General features: G+C 63.6%; 2 protein-coding genes. Both read right to left on the bottom strand.

Features of this window, described 5'->3' with window-relative positions; genetic code table 11:
- Positions 1-33 precede the first annotated feature (33 nt).
- Positions 34-657 (bottom strand): plasmid pRiA4b ORF-3 family protein, encoded by a 624-nt coding sequence (locus G524_RS0112165; protein ID WP_027443935.1) that lies wholly within the window; start codon positions 655-657, stop codon positions 34-36.
- Positions 654-1,683 (bottom strand): IS66 family transposase (gene tnpC / locus G524_RS15945; protein ID WP_036857939.1); only part of this gene is annotated, 1,030 nt, incomplete at its 5' end. The genes tnpC and G524_RS0112165, both read right to left, overlap by 4 nt.

Below are 1,683 nucleotides of genomic sequence, written 5' to 3'. Positions count from 1 at the left end.
GTATCCATCCGGTGAAGGCCGCACCCGTTTCAGTTAGCGGTCACTGGGTTTGATGATGCGTTTTGCTGCGGCGTTACGACGAGCGGCGATCCGGCCGAGGATGCCGTTGATCGGGAAGACATCGAGTTCGTCTGGATCGTAGTCGTCGAGCCATTCGCTGACATCGGCGTGATCTGGATGGTCCGGATCGTTTCTCGCCTCGAGCATTTCGTAGAACCCCGGGATGCCGCCGCAGTCCTCGGGAGGGCAGTTGCGCTCACCGGCGATGAAACGCGGATATGCCGTGGAGCGATCCCCAGCTCGGACATCCCTGATGATCAAACTGTGTTCCCAGTAATCGCCGAAATCATAGACATAATGAATCCGGGTAGTGCCGGGAGCAAGCACATCGCGCAGTCGTGTGCGGGAGGCGACCTTGCGGGGAGCGGTCCCCCAGTCCTCGTCCATGGGCAGGCCGTAGGTCTGGTGATCGATGACCATCTCCCAGAGGTGATAGTCGAGCCATCCCATGGCGGTCTGGACGATCTCGTGCAGCACCTTGAGGGTGATGGAGGTTGGGACTTCGAGCTCTCGCCAGATGAGCGGGTCGGAATCGTTCAGCTCGATACGCAGCGTGGCGATCTCGGTAAAACTGTCGATGGCGCTTTGGCGGGTCATGCCGCCTGCGATAGCAGACCTTCACTCTTGCGCCAGTTCCAAGGCAGCAGCTGATCGAGCCTGGTGGCGGGATGATCGGCGATGCGAGCGAGGACATCGGCGAGCCAGGCCTGCGGATCGACATCGTTGAGCCTGGCGGTCTGGATCAGGGTGTAGATGATGACGGCACGCTGGCCGCCGCGATCGGATCCGCAGAACAGCCATGCCTTGCGGCCAAGCGGGATGCAGCGGAGCGCGCGCTCAGCTGCGTTGTTGGTGAGGCAGATCCGGCCATCGTCGAGGAAGCGGGTGAACGCGTCCCAGCGCTTGAGCATGTAGAAGCAGGCCTTGGTCAGATCATGGCCGCGCGATAGCTTGGCGACCTGCTCGGTCAGCCAGGTGTGGAGCTCGGCCATGAGCGGCGCGCTGAGTTCCTGGCGAACTGCAAGCCGCTCGGCCGGGCTCTTGCCGTTGATGCCGCGCTCGATGTCGAACAGGGCATCGAGGCGCTGCACGGCTTCGAGCGCGATCGGATAGATCATGGCGGCGCTCTGTCCGCGACTCTTCTTGCGGGCCGAGCTTACGACATCGGCCAGCTCGAAGAACTTGCGCCTCGCATGGGCGAAGCAGCCTGCCTCGAGCACGGGGCCGGGGTCGCGTCCTTCGCGATAGAGGTCGTTGTAGCCGCTATAGGCATCGGCCTGTAGGATCCCGGACCAGCCTGCGAGATGGGCTTGCGGGTGCTCGCCGCGCCGATCGCGCGAGTAGTGGAACAGCGCCGCCGGTGGATCAGACCCGGCGAACGGCCGATCATCGCGGACGTAGACCCATAATCGGGCCACATCGGTCTTGCCCTTGGCCATGACCGGCACGGTGGTATCGTCGCCGTGGATGCGGTCTGCAGCCAGAACGTGCGCCTCGATCAGCTTGTAGATCGGCATCAGCGCGTGAGCAGCGGCGCCGACCTGATCGGCCAGGGTCGAGAGACTGAGCGGCACGCCTTCGCGAGCGAACCGCTCGGCCTGACGGTTGAGGGGCTGATGCTGC

Source organism: Erythrobacter cryptus DSM 12079 (assembly GCF_000422985.1).
GTDB lineage: Bacteria > Pseudomonadota > Alphaproteobacteria > Sphingomonadales > Sphingomonadaceae > Erythrobacter > Erythrobacter cryptus.
The sequence above is the reverse complement of the archived record's forward strand: the minus strand, read 5'-3'. Positions and strand labels throughout refer to the sequence as shown.